Consider the following 6,017-nt stretch of genomic DNA (forward strand, 5'->3'; position numbering starts at 1 on the left):
GGCCGAGTGCGAGCAGATGATCGCGGCCTCGGAAGCGTCAGGCAAGAAGCTGATGATTGCGTATCGCTGCCATTTCGAGCCGTTTAACCTGCGCGCCATGGAGTTGATGCGTGAGGGTGCGGTTGGCAAGATCAAGACGATCGAGACGGCCCAGACCTATCGCATGGGCCCGACCAGCGTGGCGGAAAACTGGCGGGTTGTCCGGGCGCTTGCAGGGGGTGGTCCTCTGGAAGATTATGGTATCTACGGATTGCAGTCGGCGCTGTACCTCTCCGGCGAAATGCCGGTCTCTGTAAAGGCCGTAACAGAGCAACCGGCGAATGATCCGCGTTTTGCAGAAATCTTCTCTACAGTGACGACAGAGATGCGTTTCCCGTCCGGAGCCGTGGCCAATATGGTCACGTCCTATGACACGACACCCGGCCGCAATCTTGCGCGGGTCGAAGGGGAGGGCGGTGTGCTGATAATGGAACCTGCAACCGGCTATGGCGGGCATAAGATGTCGTTGGTGCGCGACGGTGTCCGCGAAGACCTCGTGCCCGGCGATCCCGATGTGCAGTTTGCCCGCATGTGTGACCATATGGCGGATGCGATCCGGGAGGATGCAGCGATCCTCACGCCGGGCGAAATGGGCCTTCGCGACATGGCCCTGATCGAGGCGATCTATCGCTCTGCGGCTGAAGGGCGTGAAATCACGCTCTGATTGTTACAGGAAATTCGTGTTTCCCTCGCAGGATCGTGGCTGGACGTGGGGCCGTCGCGCCCTACAGTCCATCTGTCGCCAATATTGGGCTGAGGGGCCAAACCATGATCACGCTGCACCATCTCGAAAAGTCGCAATCCATCCGCATCCTCTGGCTGTTGGAGGAGTTGGGCGTGCCGTACGAGGTCAAGCTCTATGACCGCGACCCGAACACGCGGCTGGCCCCGGCTGAGTACAAGGCGGTCTCACCGCTGGGGACGGCGCCCTGCATCACCGATGGCGACATTACGCTCTCGGAGACGAATGCGATCATGGATCATATCCTGGATACGCATGATGATGGCCGCCTGCGCCCCGCGCCGGGCACACCGAACCGGGCCGATTACCTGTTCTGGTTTCATGTCTCGCAGGGAAGCCTGCAGCCTTTGCTGACCAACAAATTCGTCATGATGGCGATGACAGCGCGTGCGCCATTTTTCCTGAAGCCTGCGGCGAAGATGCTGGTCGGCGGACTGGACAAGGCGTTCTTCGGTCCGCGCCTGAAGGCATTGATGACCGAAATCGAAAAAGCACTTGGCAAGAGTACATGGTTTGCCGGAGATAATCTGACCGCGGCAGATATCGTGATGGGATACTCGATGGAGTTGGCGGCGCACCGGGCCGGCATGGATGCCGGGAACTATCCGAATGCGCACAGATTCCTGCAACAGATGCGCGCCTATCCCTCCTATCAGCGCGCGCTGGAAAAGGATGGCAAGGGCACGATCCTGCTCTAGCGATCAGTCCCGGCGGCGCATGGCCTCGGCGATTTCGGGCAGGTCTTCGGCGGTCTGGTAGTATTGCGGCTCGGCGCGGGCTTGCGTCCGCTGCTCATAAGCATAGCCGAGCGAGAGGATCGCCGCGTCCTGGTCCTTGCCGCCCATGAAGGACAGGCCAATGGGGATGCCCCGAACAGTGCCCATTGGCACCGTCAGGTGCGGATAGCCGGCAATGGCCGCCGCATAGCCCGCGCCTGCCCAGTCCGGCCAGACATCGCCATTGACCGGATCAGCGCGCGGGGCAAGTGGCCCTGAAGGGGCGACAAGGGCGATCACGTCATGCTCTGCCAACAGACGGTCTATGCCGTTTTCGCGGGTGGCGGACTGGACGAAGGCAACAGCCTCTTTGTAGCCATCAGATTCAAGATCTTCCATGCCTTCTGACTGCTCAAAAATATCCTGATTGAACAAGGCGAGTTCGATGTCTGCATGTTCGGCATTGAAAGCGATCAGGTCGGCCAGCGTGGGCGTTGTGACCGTGTCCGGCGTGCTCGCGAGATAGGCATTCAGTGTCGCCTTGAACTCATACTTCAACACATCGAATGACTTTCCCCAAAAGCCGTCGGGCATGTCGATGTCGTCGATATCAACCAGAATTGCGCCTGCCGATTCCATGTCCGAAAGGGCCTGTTCGAAACTGTCTTTGATGAGCGGGCTGCTGCCTTGGGCGCCGCGCAGGACGCCAATGCGCTTGCCTTGCAATGCGGCGGCATCAAGGGTGGCGGCATAGTCTGTCTTCGCTGCGCCGGTCGCCATGGCGTTGAGCATCATCGCGGCGCCCATGACCGTCTTCGTCATCGGGCCGGCTGTATCCTGTGAGGAGGAGATCGGAATGATGAAGTCCTGCGAGACGAGGCCGACCGTGGGCTTGAAGCCGACGACGCCATTCACGTTGGATGGGCAAATGATCGAGCCATTGGTTTCGGTGCCGACCGTACCCGCGGCGAGGGAGGCGGCGGCGGCAGCGCCCGATCCGGAACTTGAGCCACAGGGGTTGCGGTCCAGCATGTGCGGATTGCGGACTTGTCCACCAAGCGCGGACCAGCCGCTCATCGAACTGTTCGAGCGGAAGTTCGCCCATTGGCTGAGATTGGTCTTGCCGAGGATGATGGCGCCCTCAGCGCGCAGCCCCGCGACGAGCGGGGAGTCGCGGTCCGTGACATTGTCCTTCAGGGCGAGGGCGCCAGCCGTGGTGGGCATGTTGTCTGCTGTTTCGATATTGTCCTTGAGCAGGATTGGCAGGCCGTGGAGCGCGCCGAGCGGCTCGCCGGCGTCCCGCTTTGCGTCCAGCGCGCGGGCGGCCTCCAGCGCATCCGGGTTCAGGGTGAGGACCGCTTGCAGCGTGGGGCCGGAGCGGTCGACCAACTCGATCCGGTCCAGATAGGCCTGGGTCAGCGCTTCGGCGGAGACCTCACCGGTTTGCAGGGCTTCCGCCAGTTCAGGCAGGGATTTTACGGTCCAGCCTTCGGCGGCATAGCTGATCGGCGCTTTGGTATCCGGCATCGACGTGTCTCCAGTCTGCGGGGAACAGGCGGTCAGGGCGAGCGCCGATATGGCGGCGACGAGGTAATGTTTCATGGTGGCCAGCTCCCTCAGCGTGTTCGATCCGAACGCTAGCGACAAAGTTCCAGACTGGCCAGCGCGCGGCGGCCACGAATTTGCGAGGAAAAGGATAAGGTGGAGGCTTCTGTTGCCAGGCGCCTCCGGGCCCCGCCTAGGGGTCTGAAACCCTAGGAGTTAGATCGGTTAACCGAGCACAGCTTACGCTGCGAGCAGTTCACCTTCAGCAAAGTTGTCATTTGCAACTATGTGATATGGGCTTCTGAGGGGGCCCAATCCGGCAAAGGCATCGTCTTTACACGTCCGTCGATCCTATTTCGGCCCCGTCAGAAACAGGCCGGTGAAAGCCTGAACCTGCTTTTGGTGGAGCCGCCGGGTACCGCCCCCGGGTCCGAACCGCTTATTGCACGCGCGTTTATCGCCATAGTCCGAAGACATGACCAATATAGGGATGATTTGGGGGTTTTGGAAGGGGGGAGGTGTTTGGAGTGAGCCAGTCTAGGGCCCGCATATGCCCTCCCGGCTTCCCGGGATGGTGAGGAGGGGGCTTCCAGCCGAAGAGGGTCTGGAGTTCTCCCGACTTATTCAACCAAGGTTTGAACTTCGCTTCGGTATTTTATTATTCAGTCACTAATACTGGCTTCTTCGGCGGCACCACACGCCCTCTCGATTCTGGGCGATTCAACCATTCCGGTGCCATGAATTGGGCAATTTTTTTGGACGGTTGGCCAAAGCCAGCAAACATTGGTTGCCACTCTGCTCCTGAAAAGCTTGCGAACATGGTATTATAAACAACAGGGTCATTTTCCTCAGCCCCCCAAACGGCCCAAGATTCTAAAAGATGAGATTCCTCAGCCCCCAAATCGTACCGGGTTGAATCGAAAAGTGTCACCTGAGCTGGTAGGTCAAAGCACCGCTCCAAGTTTTCAGCAACGCCATTTTCGAACATTCCGCGTAGGCACAAATCAGAGCCGGACGTTTTTTGGCACTCAATCGATTCAACACGGTCCTCACCGCGATCCGTGATCTTGCACGTAAGGTTTGGACCATTCGCGGATTCGAAGAAGGAAAGTGTTTGGCGCTGCGCCTGGTTGATGGACTGCACCGTGCGAGATGCTTCATCTTGAGTAGGAACAATTGCGTCCTCTGGTATCGCCGCATCTTCGGGGTCGGTACAAACTGTATCACCAGGAACGCTTATTGTTGTGCCCGCACCCCCAACTGTCACAGGTGGCTGATAGATTTGATTGTAAGTTCGCCTGCACTCTTGCCCGTTCTCATCGGTGAATGTGCTGTTTTCGTTTGACGTACAACCGACCATTCCAATCGTTAGAAACAAAGCGCAAATGGTCAGTGTTTTCATTGTAAGCTTATCCCCTGTGCAAAACGACAGTCGTGAATGTTGCGCAACTCTCAATTGAATTGAGATGGTAGTCAACAGGGCCCGGCGCCCGCAATTTATTCTTTATCCTCGACCGTTTATGGCAAAGGCGATTTCAAATAGTCCGCTCTATGTCAGCATCAGCGCTGAGCCCGGCATCGACCCGCGGTCGTTTTGACAAGGCCTTGGATATCCTCGACAAGTGAACTCCAGACTTCACGGGGACAGTGAATGCGCTCACACAACATTCTGATACTGGCCGCAGCACTGGCAACGCTCACGAGCTGTACCCTCTTGTCGCCAGCGTATGGTGACGGCACGGAAGAGCGGCCGGAACCTGTCGCGAAGATCATTGACGTGCATCGCCATGGCACCTGGCCGACAGGGGATGATGATGCTTACCGCTCGCAAATGTTGAGCGAGATGTCGCAGAATGGTGTGCGGTTGGCGGTAATTTCCATCACGGACTATGACGATGTCGAAACCTGGAAGAATGTGGCACCGGATGCATTTCTGGTTGGCGTCATGCTGGGGTGTCCTCGAAATCTTGCGGAGCCCCGGTACAACTGCTTCCCGGCGGATGAGGGTTGGGTCGATATCGAATGGCTGCGGACAATGGTCGAGCACGGAAAAATCGAGGCCATCCACGAGGTCATTCCGAATTATTATGGTGTTTCGGTCGGTAATCCGAGATATGATCCATATTTCGCATTGGCGGAGGAATACGATCTACCCGTCGGCGTCCACACTCAGCGCGGCCCGCCACCAAAAGCAATAAACTCCATGCGCAGTGATTCCGATTGTTGCCCGGACTATGATCCTGAAATGGGCAATCCGGCATTGTTGCGCCGGGTGCTGGAGCGTCATCCCAATCTGAGAGTCTGGATACAGCATGTCGGAGCCGGACGCGCAGGGAGCTATGAGCCGCACTGGGACGAGACCTTGGCGCTGTTACGCGATTATCCGCAGGTCAATGTCGATCTTTCGATCACAAATGGTCCGCTGCCTATTGAACTGTATGATGAAAGCTTGCGAATTCTGATTGAGGCCGGTTTCGATGACCGTATCATGATGGGGACGGACAATATTCCAACCGCATTGGTCCTGGGCCGCCTGGAATCCATCGAATGGCTGAGCGAAGACCAACGCGAGGCGATCCTCTACAAGAACGCTGAGCGCTTCTTTCAGTTGAAATAGACGCACAATACGGGTCCGGGTCCGCCTCCCTTCCGTGTCGAGGCCCATGATCGGCTTGTGGTTTCCGATTGAGCCCTGATTTTCAGCAGATCGTGTCGGCGTCGCCCTGTTCGCCGAAGCCGTCGGCGATGAGGCTGGCGATGGCGGTGACCGCCTCGGCCGCGTCGGGGCCTTCGGCGTTGATGTCGACTTCGCAGCCCTTGTGAGCGACCAGCATCATGAGGTCCATGATGGAGCGCGCATCGGCGGTTTCGCCCTCGTGCGAGACGATGATGCGGGATTGAAACTCACCGGCAAGGCGGGACAGGCGGGCAGAGGCGCGCGCGTGCAGGCCCTTGCGGTTGACGATCATGGCGCG

Annotated in this window: 6 protein-coding genes and 1 other RNA gene; 3 read left to right on the forward strand and 4 right to left on the reverse strand. The window is 58.4% G+C overall.

Translation table 11 applies throughout. The features are described from left to right. Nucleotides 1–703 (forward strand): Gfo/Idh/MocA family protein (locus tag B4F73_RS15400; RefSeq protein ID WP_290483711.1); only part of this gene is annotated, 703 nt, incomplete at its 5' end. Between the two features lie 104 nt (nt 704–807). Beyond that, complete coding sequence (locus B4F73_RS15405; RefSeq protein ID WP_206991212.1) at nt 808–1,479, forward strand: glutathione S-transferase family protein; 672 nt, start codon at nt 808–810, stop codon at nt 1,477–1,479. A gap of 3 nt (nt 1,480–1,482) precedes the next feature. On the opposite strand, the gene B4F73_RS15410 is transcribed toward B4F73_RS15405, so the two are convergent. The 3 genes from B4F73_RS15410 to B4F73_RS15420 form a co-directional block, all read right to left on the reverse strand. Continuing rightward, on the reverse strand, nt 1,483–3,099 hold the full coding sequence (locus B4F73_RS15410) for an amidase (RefSeq protein ID WP_290483712.1): 1,617 nt from the start codon (nt 3,097–3,099) through the stop codon (nt 1,483–1,485). Between the two features lie 98 nt (nt 3,100–3,197). Continuing rightward, nucleotides 3,198–3,556: a transfer-messenger RNA gene (ssrA, locus tag B4F73_RS15415) on the reverse strand. A gap of 144 nt (nt 3,557–3,700) precedes the next feature. Beyond that, on the reverse strand, nt 3,701–4,444 hold the full coding sequence (locus tag B4F73_RS15420; RefSeq protein ID WP_290483713.1) for a hypothetical protein: 744 nt from the start codon (nt 4,442–4,444) through the stop codon (nt 3,701–3,703). A gap of 249 nt (nt 4,445–4,693) precedes the next feature. On the opposite strand from B4F73_RS15420, the gene B4F73_RS15425 reads away from it, so the two are divergent. Further along, complete coding sequence (locus B4F73_RS15425) at nt 4,694–5,659, forward strand: amidohydrolase family protein (RefSeq protein ID WP_290483714.1); 966 nt, start codon at nt 4,694–4,696, stop codon at nt 5,657–5,659. Nucleotides 5,660–5,741: 82 nt separating this feature from the next. On the opposite strand, the gene B4F73_RS15430 is transcribed toward B4F73_RS15425, so the two are convergent. Continuing rightward, on the reverse strand, nt 5,742–6,017 hold a 276-nt coding region (locus B4F73_RS15430; protein ID WP_414651874.1), incomplete at its 5' end, for an HPr family phosphocarrier protein.

The organism is Hyphomonas sp. UBA3601, from assembly GCF_002375605.1.
Classification (GTDB): domain Bacteria; phylum Pseudomonadota; class Alphaproteobacteria; order Caulobacterales; family Hyphomonadaceae; genus Hyphomonas.

Bases quoted from the DNA above. Each gene is read 5' to 3' on its own strand.
- B4F73_RS15405 (WP_206991212.1), top strand. From the start codon at position 808: ATGATCACGCTGCACCATCTCGAAAAGTCGCAATCCATCCGCATCCTC.
- B4F73_RS15425 (WP_290483714.1), top strand. From the start codon at position 4,694: ATGCGCTCACACAACATTCTGATACTGGCCGCAGCACTGGCAACGCTC.
- B4F73_RS15410 (WP_290483712.1), bottom strand. From the start codon at position 3,099: ATGAAACATTACCTCGTCGCCGCCATATCGGCGCTCGCCCTGACCGCC.
- B4F73_RS15420 (WP_290483713.1), bottom strand. From the start codon at position 4,444: ATGAAAACACTGACCATTTGCGCTTTGTTTCTAACGATTGGAATGGTC.